Here is a 17,296-nt window from a genome sequence, read left to right on the forward strand (position 1 = left end):
GGTTCAAATCAACACAGAACTACTGGGAACCCACCCGTTTTTACCGTTTGGAAGTTCCAGTTCGACCCACTCTCCCTTTCTATCCAAGACTGGCAAAACTGCTCCCTCATGCAGTTGAAGGGCCACTTCGTCTTTATCTCCTTCCCCAGAGTAAACGTCCAGGCTTTTTTCACTAACAACGGCGTTCACTACAAAGTTTTCCAAATGCCAGCGAGCCCCTGTTGAAAGCAAGGTAATTATCAGAATACCTGCAAGGATCTGCTTTACCTTTCCAAGCGATTCGTTTTCTCTCTGAAAATGAAAGACAGCTACGACCCAGAACAAAAAATTCAATACAATGATTCCTTTTATATGCTCATCAAGGGTAAAATCATTCAACCAAAATAAAACGGCTGATGCAGGAGAATTTTTCCTTCCGTCCCAGATATCTTCAGTTTTTCGGAGTGTTATTGAAAGATTGGCCTCGACATCCTCATCGCGAGGGAGTTGTTTTTTGGACTGAAGATAATGGTAGATAGCCTTGGCGTACTCGTTACTCTGGTAAAAAGCATTACCCAAATTATAATGAAGATGTCCGTTTGACGGATTTTCCTCCAACAATTGCAGGTAGCCTGTAGCCGCTTTTTTGTAATCCCCTTCTTCGTAAAGTTTGTTTGTCTGTGCAAGTTTTTGGAAAAACCCTGAACCGGCCTGAACCCCGTTGGCAAAAAACAAAAGAAAGAATAGGGTGAAAAGTATATTTTTCATGCCCTTGTTTTCTCCAGGGTATTGATAAGGCTTAGAGATTCTGCTACCAAATCATCATTGCCTCGTAAACCATCCGGCGTGAACTCTGCTGTCTGACATTTATCCAGAAGACTCAGGGCAGCAGCAATATGATTTTCGGAAAGTTCTTTATGTTTTAATTTATCATCGACTTCTTCTGGAGTTAGTGCGGTTCCCTGGAATTCAAACCTGTCACCCAGATATTCCCGGAAAATAGCGGAAACATCTTTTGCTTTGGTAGGTTTCCCTTGTTTACCCAGTCCTTCAAGCCTTTTAACTGCTTTTGGAAAAGCTTCCTGCTTTTTTGCAAATACATGGTCACGTTTTTTTCTAAGCCGATTGCCATAAAAGGATCTGAACATGAGGTAACCCAATATGGGCATTATAAAAGCAGCAAATTTAAATGTATTGGATGTTGTAAAGCTTCCAGGATCATCAAAATATTCTGTCCTGGTATGGATTGGCAGGAGACCTGGGCCGACTGCAGGTTGTGATCGAATTTCGCGGGAACTATCTGAAGGAGAAATATTCATAGAGTTGCTTTGCCCCCCGGACACCGAAAGTATCTGATCTTTGGTAGTAACCATACGGTAAATATTTTCCTTTGGGTCCCAGTATCCAATTTTCACCTTGGGTAATTTTAAAGAACCCTCTTTGATAGGAACCAGGGCGGTGGTGAATGATTTAGTGGCTTCAATATAACCAGCAACAGCCCTTTCATCTAAAACCGGTTGATCTTTGTAAACCTTATATTCAGACGTGTTTTCAGGAACCTCAATAGAAACACCTTCCAGGTTTCCTCTACCTTTAAGAGTCAGAATCCAGGTAGCTGTTTCTCCAACTTTGAGAGAATCTACACTTAACCTGGAATCCAGGGCGATTTCTCCAACTAAACTTTGAAAGTTTTTGGGTTTGTTTTTTTCAGGAAACGGGAGAACCTTGATATCAATGGTTCGGGTTCTCAGGATTTTACGATCGAGAGTGGCTCCTCCTGAAAAAAAGGGATCGTCAAAGATAGAGCCAGGAAAATGCCTCGAACCAAAGGGTCGGCGGCCTCCACCATTTCTATTCACAACATCCAGTTGGAATGTGGCAGCCGGGATTTTTACAACCCCTGATTGCAACGGATAGAGGGCATAGTTTATTTCCGACACATAATAGCGAACTCCGTTTATCACCCTACTGGTTTCTGTAGGTTCACCTAAAGGGATTTTGCGAAAATGTTCCAGAGGGGCGTCCAGGGAAAGGTTTCGGACCTCGACCTTTCGGTAAAATCGATAGGTCAATCTGATTTGCTCTTGAAGGTAGGCGGTAGACTTAGAAACGATTGCCTCTGCAAAAACGTTCTTTTCTCCATCGGGTAAATTAGAGGATGTTTCAGAAACATCGACCGTAATGGAGGGGGATTGGTAACTTTTCCCGTCGCGCTCCAACCGAATGGCACCAATAGTAAATGTTCCCGTTCTCTTTGGGAAAAGAGCATACTTGAAGGTGAGGGTTGCCTTCATTTTCCCGTTTATTACCTGTATGGATGATGAAGTTCCCTGTGGTTGAATTTGAAAATCGGGGAGGGGAGGTAAAACGGGTTCGGCGGATTCCCTTACTCCGTTGATTTTTACCGAGAGGATAAGGGTGTCTTCCAATGTGAGGTGGGTTTTATTGACAGTGGCCGATATACTCACTGTCGCCTGAGACTTTGAAGTCATCCCCAGAATGACCAGCAGCACAAAAAAGAAAATGGCTACCAGGTTTTTTGCAGAAAATTTCACCAGTCCTTGCCACCCTCAACAAACAAGTCCTTCATTTGGCCCTGCACCTGTCGACGGCTCATTTTTTTGAGGTCCTCATCCAGGGAATTTAACCAGCGGTCAGCCTCATCCTTGTTCATTGAGGTGATTTCCTGCATGGCCTTGGCCATTTTTTGTTCTTCGTCAGAAGGTTCCCCGGCAGGTGGAGAGTGAGGTTCTTCGTTTAGTTTTCCTCCGCCCGAATCTTGTGGTTTATCGACTTCGGCTTTTTGGCTGTCCTTTTCATCCTCGGGCGGGTTAGAGTCCGGTGGTTCCCCTGTCTCATTTGTTTGTTCTTTGCTTTCATTTGGGTCTTGCTGATGAGCCGGGTTCATTCCATTTTCATTGTCTTTCTCCGTTTTGTCATTACCCCTGGGAGCCATCCGGTTGGCCTGCTTAGCCCGTTCATATTGCTTTCGTGCATATTCCAGGTTGAACTTGGCGTCTGTATCACTGGGGTCCAATTCCAAAGCTTTCTTGTAGGATTCTATTGCCCGTTCCACGTCTCCCATTCGGTAATAGGCATTGCCACGATTGTAGTGTGTTTTCTGCTTCATGGCAGGGTCGTCTAAAACGGACTCTGCCTCTTCCAGTGCCTTGAGTGCATGATCAAAATTTCCAAGCTTGTAGTGGGTGTTTGCGAGGTTGTAAAGCACATTACCATTTTCTGGATCTGTTAACCGGGCTGCCTCAAAGCTTTTCAGAGCCTTTGCATAATCCTCCTGGTTGTAAAGGTCAATCCCGTCTTGAGCCTCTGAACCAAACGGACTTCCGTATGCATTGCTCCATACGAAACTTAACAGACCAATAGCGACCAGAGCCCACCGTGTTGTATTCCGAATAGAAATCATTTGCCGGTTTTATTCTCTAACGACGGTCACCCATGATTCGGAGAAGATGAAGAAACAGATTTATGAAATCAAGGTAAAGAGTCAGAGCACCTACGATAGCTTCTTTCGTGTCTTCTTCCGTACCTTCATTTCCTAAAATGTTCATCTGCTTGATTTTTTGAGTATCGTAAACAGTTAGTCCTGCAAAAATCAAAACGCCAATAATATTGAGGGCACTATCAAAAGATGCGCTCTCAATAAACATATTGGCTACTCGTGACAATATAAGACCGATTAGTCCCATAAAAAGGAATTGACCCATTCCGCTCAAGTCCTTTTTGGTGACATAGCCATAAAGACTAAGCGATCCAAATGTTCCGGCTGTAACAAAAAAAGTCCAGGCAACAGAGGCGGTAGTGTAAACAAGGAAAATAAATGATAACGTGACTCCGGTCAGACCCGCGTATAGTAGGAAGACACCTGTAGCCTGGCTTGCAGACATTTTCTGTGCCCATCCGGATAGATAAATCACAAGTCCAATCTGGACAACAAACAAAATAATGGGAACCGCTTTATTGCTGTAAACCAGATTCATCATGGTTTCACTGCTGGCTACATAAAGGGCCATAATACCGGTAAGAGCCAGACCAGCTGCCATCCAGTTATAAACGCGAACCATGAACCGTTGCTGTTCAGATGCAATAGCGTCGGCACTCATGCGGTAAGGTATGTTTTGCATTCGTTACTCCTTAAGGTTTATCAAATCTACTCACTTAATAGTTTACCAATAAAATCGCCGGATAGTGGGGTCAAGTTAAGGCTTTAATTTTTCAACAGAAGAAATCACCTTTCCCGAATTCCCCGCTCCACAACCAGAAAGACCAGGCCTAATGCTATGAACCATTGGAACTGCTCCTGCCAACGGCGTCGACGGTTACTCTTGAGATCCTTCTGCTCGACCCGGGTTTTTATTTCCTCTTCATAGATTTTTTCAAGGTCCAGATCTCCTGTAACCGAACGCACAAAACTTCCTCCCGTTTCCTCGGCGATTTTTCGTAATAAGGTTTCATTCAATCTGGACATCACCACATTGCCTTTCGCATCTTTCTTAAAACCTCCTCCGGAGGAAGGATCAGGAATAGGCACCGCATCATCACTTCCAATACCTATCACAAAAATTTTGACTCCTTCTTCTCGAGCCTCCTGGGCAGCCATCATAGCCGTTCCGCTATGGTCCTCCCCGTCTGTAATCAAAATGAGAGCTTTGGACTTCTTTTCTTTTTTACTGAAAGCATTGATGGAAGTCCGGATGGCATGCCCCAGAGCGGTGCCTTGAACCGGAATTAAATCCACATCCAGTGCTGAAAGGAAAATTTCTGCTGCTTCATAATCAAGGGTCAAAGGACATTGAACGAAACTGGTTCCGGCAAAAGCAACCAGACCAATACGATCACCGTTCAGCATGTGTATAAGGTCTGTGACCTTGCGTTTCGCGCGCTCCAGTCTGTTGGGTTTAATATCAGTCGCAAGCATGCTGGTTGACACATCAAAGGCGACAATAACGTCAGCTCCTCGTTGGTGCAATTGATCCCATTGGAAACCCCATCGCGGCTGGGCCAAAGCCCCGGTGAACAACATCCAGGCCGCGATCCACCAAAGGGCCCTGTACTTTTGAACCGTCAGGCTTCGTCCTGGGACAAGCTTCTGGAATGAACCCCATTCAGCAAATTGACTGGCGAGTTTACGCTTTCGAAGATTTGCCCATTTAAAAAAATAAAAAAGAACAATGGCAGACCACAATAAGTATAAGAATTCAGGTTGGGCAAATTTCATTTAAGGAATCCTCACCAGAATGAGATTTGCAAGCAAGGCCTCAAGTAAAAGTAACAACATACCCGGGATCAGAAAATATGGATACAATTCGTTGTATTCAGAATGATCGATCCAGCGTACTTCCGATGTTTCCAACTCATCGATCGTCGCATAAATTTTCTGTAGGGAGTTGGCATCGGTCGCTTTGTAATATTGACCCCCGGTAATTTCTGCGATTTGCCGCAAAGTTGTTTCATCGAGATAAGCTTTTCGCATAAGGGATCTGGGGCCGAATGACGGATCAAAGACCGAGTTTGTCGTTTTACTTGTTCCCATTCCGACGGCATAAATTTTGACTCCATATATTTTAGCCACCTCTGCCGCCTGAGCGGGCGTAATGTTTCCTGCGTTGTTTCTGCCATCGGTGAGCAATACGATTACTTTCGATTTTGAAGCTAATTCCTTTAACCTCTTGACCGAAATTCCAATTGCTGAACCAATAGCAGTTGCATCACCCGCTATACCAATTGTGAGTTTTTCAAGGAATCCATGAAGGATACTGTGATCCAGAGTTAAGGGGCATTGAGTAAAGGCTTCGGCCCCGAAGACCACCATCCCCATACGGTCGAATTCTCGACCTTCGATAAAACGCGAGACAACTCCCTTCACGGCGGTTAACCGGTCTATCGGTTGACCGTTTTGCTCAAAGTCCATAGCCCGCATACTGCCTGAGGTATCGATCGCCAGGATAATATCCACCCCGGCAGAAAGAATTTCGGTACTTTTTCGTCCTTCCTGTGGACGAGCCAGGGCCGCAACCAGTAGAACAATTGCCAAGCAGCGCAATAAGATCGGAATTGCTCCAAGGAAGGCAGTTCTGGGGGATGGAAATTTCCTGAGAATTGAAAGATCGGAAAACTGGAGTCGAGCCCGTCGATTCTTTGAACTATAAAAAAGAACAAGCGGAATCAACAAAAGCAGACTGAACAACCAGGGATCCTGAAACTGAAAATAGGTCATGAGGTATTGGTTACCGTTTCCAATTCGGTGGATGTCTCTGGTTTGGAGGTTTTGGTGATTTTCTGTATCAGGCTTCGGGCTGATTTCATCAAGCGGACAGCCGTGTCAGAATCAACCTCAAATTTCGCAAATTTAACCAGATCAGTACTTGTCAGAATCCGCAGGATTCCATCAAGTTCTGCTTTCGATAAATCGTTGTGATGGTTTAACACCCGGCCGATTTCTTCGGTTGTCCAGTCCAGGGCTGGAATGTTGAAACGGAATCCCAGGTACCGGCGAAAAATTTCAGAAAATTCAAAATATAGTTCGCGATTCTGATTTTTCAGGTGATAACCCTTTGCATACAACCTTTCCAATTCTTTAAGGGCTAATTCATGAGGAGGCAGGGCAGGGGCCCTCGGAATCTGGGGTTTTACTAAATTTCGTTTAACCCACCAATTTGCAGCGAATCCGATCAGGCTGGCCAATAAAACAAAAGCTAACGCAGGTAACAGGTATTTTTTCCAAGGCCAGGCCGCGCCAACAATAGGCTTGATCGACTTGATATCCCTTGGCTCTCCATCCAGATAAAGTACGGAACGGATAGTAGCTTGAACATCGGGTCCTGACACCTCTCCGCTATCAAATTCCCCCACGATATCCGGTTGCAGGCCTTTATATTTTACTTTTGGCCCTGGAAAGATATGGACCCCAACGTGGTCGCCTCTCAATTTGTACCAAAATTGATGCTCCGTTTTTCCCGCCTTTAAATTTTTTTGGGAAGTTCCCTGATCGACCAGTTCAAAGCCAGTAAAGTCACCATTGGGAACTGGAGGGGACGTTTGAACAGATTTATCATGGGTAATGGTTACCGTATAAATTGCCAGGTCACCAACGGTTATCTCTGCCGGAGAAATTTCCGCATCAATCTTCACCCCGGAAGAAGCGGGCTTGTCTTCTGCCCACGCAGAAAATGCTGTAAGCACCATCAACAATCCCAAACAAATGGATAGCGAACAATATCGTTTTAAAAACTTTTGCAGACAGATCATTTGGGAGGTGATTGATTTAAGCGGGTCAGACAATGGTCAATATGTGAGGTCAGTTCTGCAGCCCAGGGTGCTTTGGGAAATGCCACCTGGGATTGAAAAAAATAAACCAATCCTTCGGCGCAATTGTCCAGTTTCAAATAGAGCTTTCCGGTGTCGAAAGAAACCTTAGCCCGGGTTTCTCTACCAATTCCGGGCAATACCAGAAATTTCTCATATTGCTCCAGAGCCTGTTCTTCAAGCCCCGCCTGATGAAGGCGTTCCGCTACTGTCAAAACCTCATGGTTTTCCGGACGGGTTTCCTTCCCTGGACTCAAGAGCTTTTTAATCAGAAGGGTCCCAAAAACTCCAAAAATCAGTACCGTTATGGCTGTAAACCCAATAATGCCTTTTTTAAGTGTGGGACTTATTCCATCTACAGGTTCCCCGGTGCTCGAATTATTTTCCTCATTTTTCAATGGAGGTAAAACCGGATCCGTTTTCTTGTGTCCTGATGCGGTTTCCTTTTCTTTTGAAATTCCTTTTTCGTTTTCCATCAATGTTTTTTCTCGCGCATTTTGAAATATTGGATTATGGGATTGATCAGGGAACCGTCCGTTCGGATATGAATAGTGTCTACCCCGATAGATCTAAAACTCCTCTTCCTGTTTTTCCTTTCTAACTCCATTTTTTTTTCGTACTTCATGATGAGGGCCTTGTCCCGTGTATTGACTAGAATCATTTCCCCGGTTTCAGCATCTTCAAGGTGAACCAGGCCTATCGGAGGAAGTGTCATTTCCCGCGGATCCGTAATTTCGATGGCGACCAGATCATGCCTTTGCTGGGCGAGCCTGAGAGCCGTCTCGTAACCGCTGGCTTGAAAGTCCGATATTAAAAATGCCACACATTTCTTTTTTTGCACACGAAGCAAATATTCGAGGGGGAGGGTAATATCGGTTCTACGTCCTTCTGGTTTGAAATTTAAAATCGTCCGGATGAGACGCCATATGTGAGAACGTCCCTTTTGAGGTGTGACAAAATGTTCAATCTGATCTGAAAATATGATCAATCCAACCTTGTCATTATTTTTGATTGCTGCATAAGCCATAATGGAAGCCACTTCAGCAGCCACCTCGTTTTTCAGTTTCTGCCGGGAACCGAATTGCCCTGAACAACTCACATCCACCAGGAGCATCATGGTCATCTCTCGCTCTTCGCGAAACTCTTTTACATAGGGATGCCCCATACGCGCAGTAACATTCCACTCAATCAGGCGAATATCGTCTCCGGGTTCATACTCTCTTACCTCCCTAAACTCCATACCTTTACCTTTAAACGCTGAAACATATTCCCCTGCCATCATATGGTTCACCAGATGATTGGTCTTGACCTGGATCTCCTTGATGGTCTTGATCATTTCAGGAGTCAGTTGACGCTCTTCCCCAGTATCCCTGACTTTAGGAATGGGGGCCCAAAGGCTTGTGAAAATGGATTTAAGTGATTGCCACATGGAATGAATTTATGGAACCTCAACAGTATCGAAAACCTGTTTTAAAACATCATCCGCGGTCAGGTTTTCGGCTTCGGCTTCATAAGATAAAATCAAACGATGCCTCAAAACATCCAGGGCTATGGATTTGATATCTTGTGGGACGACATATCCTCGGGTTTGCATAAAGGCATAGGCCTTGGCAACCCGGTTTAAGAAAATCGATGCTCTTGGTGAGGCTCCAAATTGAATCAATGGTGCCAGGGATTTCAAGCCATGTGAGGACGGATCTCGGGTTGCGGTTACCAAGTTTACAATATAATCCTGTAAATTTTCATCGATGTAAATCGTATCGATAACCTCGCGGGCCTTCACAACTTGTTCGGGGTGGACAACCGCTTTGACACGCGGCCTGTGATTTGAGGAATTCCCCATCCGCTGCAAAATTTTCTTTTCTTCTTCCTTGGTTGGATAACCGATTTTGAGTTTAAACATGAAACGGTCTACCTGAGCCTCAGGTAAGGGATAGGTTCCTTCCTGTTCAATCGGGTTTTGTGTCGCCAGAACCATAAATGGTGATTCCAGGGCAAAAGTTTCGCCACCTATGGTGATTTGTCTTTCTTCCATAGCTTCGAGAAGGGCACTCTGCACCTTCGCTGGTGCTCGATTGATCTCGTCTGCCAAAATTATGTTGGCAAATACAGGTCCCTTTTTAATCACGAATTCTTCTGTACGTGGCTGGTATATCTGGGTCCCGATTAAATCGGCAGGAAGAAGGTCCGGAGTGAATTGAATGCGTTTAAACGAGGCGTGGATAGTATCTGCCAGAGTCTTTACGGCGGTAGTTTTTGCAAGACCCGGTACACCTTCTACCAGGACATGCTCTCCAGTCAACAGGCTTAGCACAAGCCGTTCGATCAGATAGCGTTGGCCGACCACCACACGCTCCATCTCGTGAAATATCTCTTGAATAAATCCGCTCTGTTCGCGGACCTGCTGGGTCAAAACTTCAATTTCCTGGGTCATTTGAAGGGTCTCGGGAATAATTTAGGGACTAATAGAGCCTTGGAATAAGTCAATTGCTGTTTTTCGTAATGGGTCTAAATGGTCCTGTCTATAAATCAGGACAGGAAAAGGCCAAACCAGGTTGCATTCTGAACTTTAAATATATCAATTCCTAGCCTTAAGTCTCAAGTAGTGGTTGAACCAGGTAAAAATTATAAAATTTTTGGCACCGGATTACCGGGATAAGGGAACACCCCTTAAAATTAAACCTTTACAAAATACGACGATTTCCTAAAATACACCAGTTACACGCCCGAAATTCATTTAGTGGGCCCCGGCCAACCCTGTTTTTACTTTGCTGCAGGCATTCATATGTTCTAAATTTAGCAACAGTCTTTAGCAAAGAACAAAACCGTAGTTGTGAAACTCATCCTGAAACATCAAAATCTTTAAGAAAGCTAGTTGCCATCATGACTGAAGCCAGTGCAGAAACAATTATTGAACAATCCCTGAATATTGAAAACCAGGAACTGGATTTACGCGAAAAAGAAATTGATGATGCTACGCTCGCAGAAATCCTCAAAAACGAAAAGTTAAATGGAGTTACTGCGCTCTTCCTCGAATTCAATGAAATCGGGGATGAAGGAGTTCACGCTCTGGTTGATAGTGAACATGCCAAACACGTTACTGTAATCAATCTCTTTAAAAATGAGGTTACAGATGCGGGTGTTAAGGCAATTGCAGGATCGAAAAAGTTTTTGGATCTTTCAGAACTGGTGCTGAGCGACAATCAGGTGACCGCAGAGGGAGCTAAAGCTATTGCAGAGTCGCCCATTATGGGAAATCTTGTCTCACTCTGGTTGGGCGACTCACTGGAAGATGAAGGAACAAAGTATATAGCTGAATCCGAGATTCTCACTCGATTGAATTTGTTGTCCCTTTACCGGAATAATATTTCGGATGAGGGAGCTAAAGCGATTGCCCGATCCAAAAATCTTTCAAAACTGACGGAGCTTAATCTTAACTGGAATTACATCGAAACAGCTGGCCTGATAGAACTGGCTAATTCCGAGACGCTCCAGAACCTGGAACAATTTACTCTCACTTACAACCCGATTGGCAATCGTGGTGCAGAAGCATTGGCAAAATCTGAGGTTTTAAAAAATTTGACGTTACTGGACCTTTACGAATGTGGAATTACAGATGAAGGAGCCAAGGCACTCGCAAATTCTCCATATCTAAAAAATCTGGAATCCCTGGTTCTCATTCATAATGACATTAGTCTGGAAACCCAGGAATTGATCAAAAACTCCGAGAATCTCCCCAAACTAAAGCAAGCAGTATTTAAGATGGGTGGGGTGGAAGATTAACTCCATTCTGATTTCCCTTTCGATTTCATTCCACAAGCCCCACCATTGCAGTTAACATATTGGTCCCTGCCATTCAGGACAATAAAGAAACGCTAGAGGATTAAATCAACAATGTTCACCGGCGCTAAACCAGATTTAATGGATATCTGTCCATTTCGCCATGACAGTATTTATGTCGTGGGAAAGGATGGAGTGCCCCAACACTGGGATGGGGAGGATTGGACCCCCGTTCGGACAACGAACACCAACCCGCTTATGGGGATCTGGGCTTCCAGTGAAGACAATATTTATGCTGTGGGAATTGGCGGAATAGTCCTTCACTATAATGGGAAGGAATGGACCCAGGTAGATACGGGCAATTACGACTCATTGAACTCGGTTTATGGGTTTGGTCCGGATTCTATGTTCATCTTCGGGGTGGGTGGACGGGTGTTGTTTTGGAACGGAGAAAACTGGGAATACCGGGAACCCAATACTATCCATGATCTATTCGGGTTTTGGGGAGAAGATATCAATCGTATGCACGCGGTTGGTGGCGAAGGAATTTACAGGTTTTATGACGGCAAAGAGTTTAAACGGAAAGAGGAATTAACCGAAGAAACCATTTCCCTATATGGGGTTTGGGGAGCTAACAGTAACAGTGTTTACACTGTAGGCTCCTACGGTACCATTCTGCATTTTGATGGTGAAGAATGGAAAAAAATGGAATCTGGAACAGAAGAATATTTGCTCAGCATCTGGGGCACGGGGGATGATGATATCTGGGTGGTAGGGGATGCCGCTACTTTGCTCCACTATGACGGTACAAAATGGAACAAAGAGGATCCCGGAACAGAGCAATACCTTGCCAAAGTGCATGGTTTATCTAAAGACCACATCTATATTTGTGGTGAAAATGGAACTGTCTTGCGTTGGGATGGTGCTAAATGGCACGATATGTCCCTCCCTGATCAATACTGAACGCCTTCTGTTGAGAAAGTAAGAGTATGGCAAACCTGACTGAAAGTAACCTGCTTTCAATTTTCGGATTTGGAAGTGATGATGTGTTTATCGGCGGTGCTGAGGGCACCATTCTCCATTTCAATGGTAAGGACTGGACCAAGATGGAGACAGGTGGTCGATGGACGGTGAAAGACATGTGGGGACATGATCGGGAGAATTTGTACGCCGTTTGCACAGACGGAAAAATCCTGCATTTTAACGGCAGTGCCTGGAATATGGTGGAAAGCGAAAACTTCCCCCCAATGCAGGGAATCTGGGGGCTGGGACCGGATGAAATTTACGCAGTTTGCCGTCTGGGAAAAATTTCTAAATTTAATGGCACCGAGTGGAAGTTCATGAACACCGGAACCAATAACGATGTCGCCAGTGTCTGGGGTTGTGCCGAAGCGACGTACGCCGTTGGAGTCGATGGACTGGTACTTCAACTGGAAGGCGATAAATGGAAAAGGCTGACCTACAATTCGAATGAAGAGCTTTATGGAATTTATGGTTTTGGTCCGAACAATATGTACTTTTGTGGGTCAGACGGAGCCATTGTCCATTTTAATGGCTCCGAATTTAAAGAGATGCCCACACGTACCATGGAGTTTTTCCTCGATATCTGGGGTCCCAACGAAGACATGGTCTTTGCCGTAGGTGATCTTGGAATGATTATGTATCTCGACGGGGACCAGTGGACCCGCATTGAATCCAATACAGAGGAATACCTGACTGCAATCTGGGGCAGTTCAGAAGATGATATCTACGCAGCAGGAGACCTTGGGCTTATTCTTCATTGGGATGGAGAAGACTGGAAACAAGTTGAAGCCTGAGTCAATATTTTTCTAAAAACCACCTTACTCAACCCAAGCACTGATACCAGGATAATTTAACACCGCACAAACAGAGATTGTGGGCGTGGACGTTAAAACAGTCACGCTTTTTAACCTGCCGTTGCACCTGTAATTTGCAGCACCCAACCCGGCCTCGAATGGTCCAACATGGACTTCCACCACCTGCTCACCCATCATTATTTTTAAAAGAGAGGTTGCTAAAACTGTTTCGGGTCCGTTCTAGCTGGACCAGTCAAGGCCACGCGACCCGATGCGTGGCTCCTTTCCACTCGTGAATGGTCAATCCAAATGATGGCGGATCGGGCGAAAGAGTTTTTAGGTTAATGACAACGGGTGAAAGGCTGGGTGATCCCTCCAGCAAGGCGGGGGATGCATTAGGCAGGTTTGCTTTCAAATAAACTGTTTTGATCTTACGGAGAGAATCTGGGCTCAGTTCAACCTTCGCCTTCAACGGATTGCTGCCTGTATTGGGATACTGAATCTTCAGTTCGGCCTGATAAGGTCCGGCGGATTTTTTTCCGAGGCTGACCCATTGAGGAATTGGTTCCGGCTGGATACTTATTATGAATCCGGCTGCTGGAATCACCAGAACGGCGATATTGATCCACTTCCATTTACCCAGCCACCAGAGTCGGGATGAGGGGGAGTCTGATTCCGGTGCGAATTGTTGAGTTGCACGCACTGTTCTTTTCAGGAATATCCAGACTCCTGTAACAGACAGCAGGCAAAGAGCTGTTCCGAACCCAAACCAGATCAGCTTCGTTGGCAATCCGCCGAAATTGCCAAAGTGGATGGGGTCCGCCATGTGAGAGAAGCGCCAAAAGGCATTCAACTCTTCTGCGCGACCTTTTTCCAGCACAGCTCCGGTATAAGGATTGAGAGAGACAAAGCTGGCGCGGTCACGGGTCAACCAGGCGCCGGTCTGGCCGGAAAATTGAACGGCACCCAAGGGGGGCCGCCCCCAGTAAATAGACCGAATCTTCAGGTCGGGCATCAAATTTTGTGCCCGGTCTAGGAGGGTTTTAAAGGGGAGAGGGCCCATTACCTCCGTTGGTAAATTGTCAATATCTGACTCAGTTAAGCGTAGGGCGTTGTCGGCAAATTGAGGCAGACCGGAGCGCCAGAGCAGCTCTTCCGCCAGATACCAGACACCAGTCAAGGAAATGAGCAGGATAAACCAGAGGCTCCAGACCGACACCAGACGGTGCAGGTCCCCTAAAAAGGTTCTCAGGCCTTTGTTCCGGCGTGGGAGTTTAAAAAAGCTGCTCGTAAACCGTTTAAAAATCATTAATCCGGTTACCGTGGAAATTAGCAGCAGGAAGGAAACCAGGCACACGAGGAAAAAACCCAACGGGTAAAAAAAAAGGCTCAAATGTAACCAGCGCATATACCAGGGAAAATCAGGATGCCCGCGTTGACCTATAATATGGCCTGAATCCGGGTTGACGAATACCGTGTTTCGTTTCCCGTCAGGGAGGTAGAGGGTCACCCTCGGAGCAAACCCCAGGCCTGCCCATGGTGCGATTTCTTCCGGAGACAGCTCCAGGTATTCCAGCCGGCTATCTGGGAATTGTTTCTGGACAGTGTTCCAGATCATGGACAAATCAACCGGGTGGGTGCCGGGTGAAGCCCTGATACTGGGGTCCCTCAGCCAGTCGATTTCATGACTGACCGTGGCAAGTGTTCCCGTGCCCAGCACCAGCAAGGTGAGAAATGAAAGCTTGAGTCCAAGCAGGGAGTGAATGAGAAACGCGAGCGGCCTCCCGGCGGCACGATTACTCGCCGAAGGAAGAGGAGTCCGGCGGTTTGTAACGGTGCTGCGGGAGGGCTCAACGTTTTCCGGGTTTGCCATGTATCTCCATCAGTAACGGAATTTCAACTGTCCGTGAAAGGTGCGGGGGTTTTGCAAATAAACATATGGACCAAAGGCGGTTGAGAAAATATTCTCATCGGCCAGGTTTTCAATCCAAAACGCGATATCCACCTTGGGTACCGGTTGGTAATTAACTCCCATGTCCACTTTGGTGTAGCCCGGAATTATCAAGGTATTGGCGTTGTCGGCCTGCCGGGATGCGGTGTACTGGATATTGCCGTTGAGACTGAACTTGTCCAGAGGCCCTCCCCGGAAATCGTACCGGCTTTGCAAGGCAAACGTATGCTGGGGTACATTGCGTAATTCATTGCCCATATTGCCGTCATTGTCATTGGTGATTTCCGTATCTGTGTATCCGTATGAAGCGATGAGGTTCAGGTTGGGTAGTGGTTGACTTTGAAGAGATGCTTCGAGTCCCTGACTTTCCACTTCTCCGATCGCGATTGAAAACCCAGGATTGTTGGGGTCCGAGGTCTGAACATTGCTTTTGGTGATGTGGTAATAACTGACCGTCGTGTTCAAGAGCCCGTCCAGAAAGGTGGTTTTGACTCCGCCTTCGTACTGGGTACCGGATTCAGGGTCGAACGGGGTACCGCCAACGGAAGTTCCACCCTGTGGAACAAAGGATTGCATGCGATTGACAAACAACGACACCGGCTCCCAGGGTTGGTACACCGCTCCGGCCTGGGTGGTCCAGGCTGAATCGTGACGGTTGTTAGGCACTAGCGGCCCGAGCCCGCGGGCGAAGGAGGTATCCTGATCCAGGTAGGTGTACCGGAAACCGCCCACCAGCTTGAAGTTTTCGAAAACCGTTATACGGTCCTGCAGGAACCCACCGAAGGTACTGATGTCTTGAATGAATGTGTTGGTCGGCGATAGGGGGGGCAACGGAGTCACGTTGCGGACCGGAGCAAACAGGTCGATGGAACCCATAGGGACAGACAGGGTATGAAAATCTGCTGTTTGCCGCTGGTAATCAACTCCCAGTAACAGGTCGTGACTCACGGGGCCCGTATCAAAGTTGGCCGTGACATCCACAAGGTAGTAAAAATCATCCGATGTATCGCCAGGCGTGTAAAACATTCCCCGGGTCAGGGTGCGTTCATCAGCTAAAAACGAATTTGCAAACCCTTCTTGAAAGGTCCGGCGGTTTTGCATCCAGGAAAAATTTGCCCGGGCCACCAGCCAGTCATTGAAACGGTGCTCCAGACGGGACATGACGTTGATGCCACCTCGAGTGGTGCCAAAAAAATTGGGTTCCGATATCTGAGTTGCAGGGTCGTATTTTCCATTAATATTGGGAGTGAGCAGACCGCTTGCGGGTTGTCCGTTGTTGATTGAGCTCCAGTGGTCATTAGAATAGGTTGCCTCTACAGTCAAACGGGTATCCGTCGTGAAATCCACTGATACGACTGGAGCGACAAAAATGTGCCTGTGAGTAAAGAAGTCGATATAGGATTCATTGTCTTCGTAAGCCGCGTTGATCCGGAATTTTACTTTTTTGTTGTCAGTAACCGGTCCGCTCACGTCGCCGGTCAGGCGGTAGTCATCGAATGTGCCGAACTGCACGCCCCCCTCCGCGAAAAAATGGTCGAGGGGTTGTTTGGTGACGACGTTCACTGTTGCGCTGGGTTCCATTTGCCCGTACATCACCGATGCGGGCCCTTTGAGTACCTCGACGCGCTCTACATTTTGCGTGTCACGCTGAGTGATCATCCCTGTGCCGCCTCTCAGCCCGTTGACCACTTCATTGCCAAAGAACCCACGAAACAGAAAATTGTCACCAAATGGCCCCATTTGGTCTCCGTCCCAACTGGCACCGGGGGAAAACCGCAGGACTTCACCAATGCTGTTGCTGCGGGTGTCTTCCAGTAAATTCCGGTTATAGACTTCGATATTCTGCGAAATATCATGCGCATCGGCTCCGGACCGGGTGGCCGATATGGCCTTCTGGCTCAGGTAGCCGATATTGTCGGTCCCAACCACATCGATCGGGGACAGTTCGATCTGATCTGAGGAATTGGAAAGTGTAATGCTTTTAGTACCGACAAATTTGTATTTCAGACCTGTACCCTCGAGCAACCGTCGCAATCCATCCTCTGTGGTGAAGGTGCCATCGAGGCCAAGCGTATGCATCCCCTGGGTCAGTTCGGTCGGATACAGGAGTTGAAGGTTGAGTTTCTTGGAAAATTCAAGGAGCGCCGATTGCAGATCCTGGGCACGGATATGAAAAGTATGTAGCGTGATTGCCTCGGCTATTTGAAAAGGTTTTTGGGGCAATTCTTCCTGTGCAGCGAAACAGACTGAAGAAAATCCAGCCCAAACAAAAATCAGGCCTGTCGCAAGCGTACGAAAGGTTCGTTGGGGGTATAGAGTCCAGCCCGGAATGCATCCGGAAAGTTTCAGGTTTTGATCCATTTTTTAAGCTCCTATGAACGGTTGGGTCCAGTGCAAAAACTTTGAGTTTATGTCTGGTAAGACCCAAATTCAGAAGGAACCCCTG

At 46.5% G+C, this 17,296-nt stretch carries 15 protein-coding genes; 3 read left to right on the forward strand and 12 right to left on the reverse strand.

Features of this window, described 5'->3' with window-relative positions; all coding sequences use genetic code 11:
• Nucleotides 1–3 precede the first annotated feature (3 nt).
• The 10 genes from G3M70_15340 to G3M70_15385 all read right to left on the reverse strand — a co-directional run bounded on the left by G3M70_15340 (nucleotide 4) and on the right by G3M70_15385 (nucleotide 9,736).
• Complete coding sequence (locus G3M70_15340) at nucleotides 4–747, reverse strand: tetratricopeptide repeat protein (GenBank protein QPJ63173.1); 744 nt, start codon at nucleotides 745–747, stop codon at nucleotides 4–6.
• Nucleotides 744–2,534, reverse strand: coding sequence for a protein BatD (locus G3M70_15345; protein QPJ63174.1), 1,791 nt, complete (start codon nucleotides 2,532–2,534; stop codon nucleotides 744–746). The genes G3M70_15340 and G3M70_15345 overlap by 4 nt, the downstream gene beginning before the upstream one ends.
• Complete coding sequence (locus tag G3M70_15350; GenBank protein ID QPJ63175.1) at nucleotides 2,531–3,403, reverse strand: tetratricopeptide repeat protein; 873 nt, start codon at nucleotides 3,401–3,403, stop codon at nucleotides 2,531–2,533. Before G3M70_15350 ends, G3M70_15345 begins: the two co-directional genes overlap by 4 nt.
• Before the next feature lie 16 nt (nucleotides 3,404–3,419).
• The gene (locus tag G3M70_15355; GenBank protein ID QPJ63176.1) at nucleotides 3,420–4,121 is read right to left on the reverse strand and encodes a Bax inhibitor-1/YccA family protein; all 702 of its coding nucleotides are present in this window, start codon (nucleotides 4,119–4,121) and stop codon (nucleotides 3,420–3,422) included.
• 104 nt (nucleotides 4,122–4,225) lie between these two features.
• The gene (locus tag G3M70_15360) at nucleotides 4,226–5,020 is read right to left on the reverse strand and encodes a VWA domain-containing protein (GenBank protein QPJ63841.1); all 795 of its coding nucleotides are present in this window, start codon (nucleotides 5,018–5,020) and stop codon (nucleotides 4,226–4,228) included.
• Between the two features lie 195 nt (nucleotides 5,021–5,215).
• Nucleotides 5,216–6,214 (reverse strand): VWA domain-containing protein, encoded by a 999-nt coding sequence (locus G3M70_15365; GenBank protein QPJ63177.1) that lies wholly within the window; start codon nucleotides 6,212–6,214, stop codon nucleotides 5,216–5,218.
• Nucleotides 6,211–7,182: a hypothetical protein gene (locus G3M70_15370; protein QPJ63178.1), complete on the reverse strand. Its 972-nt coding sequence runs from the start codon at nucleotides 7,180–7,182 to the stop codon at nucleotides 6,211–6,213. The genes G3M70_15365 and G3M70_15370 overlap by 4 nt, the downstream gene beginning before the upstream one ends.
• 59 nt (nucleotides 7,183–7,241) lie before the next feature.
• Nucleotides 7,242–7,778 carry a hypothetical protein gene (locus G3M70_15375; protein ID QPJ63179.1) on the reverse strand — a complete coding sequence of 179 codons (537 nt, stop codon included), beginning with the start codon at nucleotides 7,776–7,778 and terminating at the stop codon, nucleotides 7,242–7,244.
• Nucleotides 7,778–8,731, reverse strand: a complete 954-nt coding sequence (locus G3M70_15380; protein QPJ63180.1) for a DUF58 domain-containing protein — start codon at nucleotides 8,729–8,731, stop codon at nucleotides 7,778–7,780. The genes G3M70_15375 and G3M70_15380 overlap by 1 nt, the downstream gene beginning before the upstream one ends.
• 9 nt (nucleotides 8,732–8,740) lie before the next feature.
• Nucleotides 8,741–9,736, reverse strand: coding sequence for a MoxR family ATPase (locus tag G3M70_15385; protein QPJ63181.1), 996 nt, complete (start codon nucleotides 9,734–9,736; stop codon nucleotides 8,741–8,743).
• Nucleotides 9,737–10,185: 449 nt separating this feature from the next.
• Here G3M70_15385 and G3M70_15390 point away from each other — a divergent pair, with 449 nt between their 5' ends.
• The 3 genes from G3M70_15390 (at nucleotide 10,186) to G3M70_15400 (ending at nucleotide 12,899) form a co-directional block, all read left to right on the forward strand.
• On the forward strand, nucleotides 10,186–11,085 hold the full coding sequence (locus tag G3M70_15390; protein ID QPJ63182.1) for a hypothetical protein: 900 nt from the start codon (nucleotides 10,186–10,188) through the stop codon (nucleotides 11,083–11,085).
• A gap of 111 nt (nucleotides 11,086–11,196) precedes the next feature.
• Nucleotides 11,197–12,045, forward strand: a complete 849-nt coding sequence (locus G3M70_15395) for a hypothetical protein (GenBank protein QPJ63183.1) — start codon at nucleotides 11,197–11,199, stop codon at nucleotides 12,043–12,045.
• Nucleotides 12,046–12,071: 26 nt separating this feature from the next.
• Complete coding sequence (locus G3M70_15400; protein ID QPJ63184.1) at nucleotides 12,072–12,899, forward strand: hypothetical protein; 828 nt, start codon at nucleotides 12,072–12,074, stop codon at nucleotides 12,897–12,899.
• A 253-nt stretch (nucleotides 12,900–13,152) separates the two neighbouring features.
• Here G3M70_15400 and G3M70_15405 read toward each other — a convergent pair whose 3' ends face one another.
• Both G3M70_15405 and G3M70_15410 read right to left on the reverse strand, forming a co-directional pair.
• A complete protein-coding gene (locus G3M70_15405) occupies nucleotides 13,153–14,772 on the reverse strand; it encodes a PepSY domain-containing protein (protein ID QPJ63185.1) in 1,620 nt (539 codons plus the stop codon).
• A gap of 9 nt (nucleotides 14,773–14,781) precedes the next feature.
• Nucleotides 14,782–17,211, reverse strand: a complete 2,430-nt coding sequence (locus G3M70_15410) for a TonB-dependent receptor (GenBank protein QPJ63186.1) — start codon at nucleotides 17,209–17,211, stop codon at nucleotides 14,782–14,784.
• Between the last annotated feature and the right edge of the window lie 85 nt (nucleotides 17,212–17,296).

This window comes from Candidatus Nitronauta litoralis (genome assembly GCA_015698285.1).
GTDB lineage: Bacteria > Nitrospinota > Nitrospinia > Nitrospinales > Nitrospinaceae > Nitronauta > Nitronauta litoralis.

Excerpts from the sequence above, each read along its gene's own strand:
- G3M70_15340 (QPJ63173.1), bottom strand. The coding sequence starts at position 747 with ATGAAAAATATACTTTTCACCCTATTCTTTCTTTTGTTTTTTGCCAAC.
- G3M70_15350 (QPJ63175.1), bottom strand. The coding sequence starts at position 3,403 with ATGATTTCTATTCGGAATACAACACGGTGGGCTCTGGTCGCTATTGGT.
- G3M70_15355 (QPJ63176.1), bottom strand. The coding sequence starts at position 4,121 with ATGCAAAACATACCTTACCGCATGAGTGCCGACGCTATTGCATCTGAA.
- G3M70_15360 (QPJ63841.1), bottom strand. The coding sequence starts at position 5,020 with ATGTTGTTCACCGGGGCTTTGGCCCAGCCGCGATGGGGTTTCCAATGG.
- G3M70_15365 (QPJ63177.1), bottom strand. The coding sequence starts at position 6,214 with ATGACCTATTTTCAGTTTCAGGATCCCTGGTTGTTCAGTCTGCTTTTG.
- G3M70_15370 (QPJ63178.1), bottom strand. The coding sequence starts at position 7,182 with ATGGTGCTTACAGCATTTTCTGCGTGGGCAGAAGACAAGCCCGCTTCT.
- G3M70_15375 (QPJ63179.1), bottom strand. The coding sequence starts at position 7,778 with ATGGAAAACGAAAAAGGAATTTCAAAAGAAAAGGAAACCGCATCAGGA.
- G3M70_15380 (QPJ63180.1), bottom strand. The coding sequence starts at position 8,731 with ATGTGGCAATCACTTAAATCCATTTTCACAAGCCTTTGGGCCCCCATT.
- G3M70_15385 (QPJ63181.1), bottom strand. The coding sequence starts at position 9,736 with ATGACCCAGGAAATTGAAGTTTTGACCCAGCAGGTCCGCGAACAGAGC.
- G3M70_15390 (QPJ63182.1), top strand. The coding sequence starts at position 10,186 with ATGACTGAAGCCAGTGCAGAAACAATTATTGAACAATCCCTGAATATT.
- G3M70_15395 (QPJ63183.1), top strand. The coding sequence starts at position 11,197 with ATGTTCACCGGCGCTAAACCAGATTTAATGGATATCTGTCCATTTCGC.
- G3M70_15400 (QPJ63184.1), top strand. The coding sequence starts at position 12,072 with ATGGCAAACCTGACTGAAAGTAACCTGCTTTCAATTTTCGGATTTGGA.
- G3M70_15405 (QPJ63185.1), bottom strand. The coding sequence starts at position 14,772 with ATGGCAAACCCGGAAAACGTTGAGCCCTCCCGCAGCACCGTTACAAAC.
- G3M70_15410 (QPJ63186.1), bottom strand. The coding sequence starts at position 17,211 with ATGGATCAAAACCTGAAACTTTCCGGATGCATTCCGGGCTGGACTCTA.